Annotated in this window: 1 protein-coding gene; it reads left to right on the top strand. The window is 38.5% G+C overall.

From position 1 onward, the window contains the following. A partial coding sequence (locus tag ACZ267_RS13050) for a hypothetical protein (RefSeq protein ID WP_463680365.1) occupies nucleotides 1-234 on the top strand: 234 nt, incomplete at both ends.

Genomic DNA, 234 nt, shown 5'->3' with positions numbered 1-234 from the left:
GTGAGTCTACTAAACCAGCTAATACAACTAAAGTACGTGCGTTTAGTCGATTAGAAGTCAATCGTTTAGCAGCAACATCACCTACACCTATTGCACCTACCACATCACAAGTTGTTGTTGATAAAAACAACTTTACTGACCATTTCACAACAGTAGGTTCAGCAACTTTTGATAAAAACACTGGTATCGCTACATTAACACCTGATGTAGGTAGTCAAAAAGGTGCCATTTCAC

It is taken from the genome of Staphylococcus sp. AC872 (genome assembly GCF_979255425.1).
Note: the sequence above shows the minus strand (reverse complement) of the source record. Positions and strands in the feature narration are given on the sequence as shown.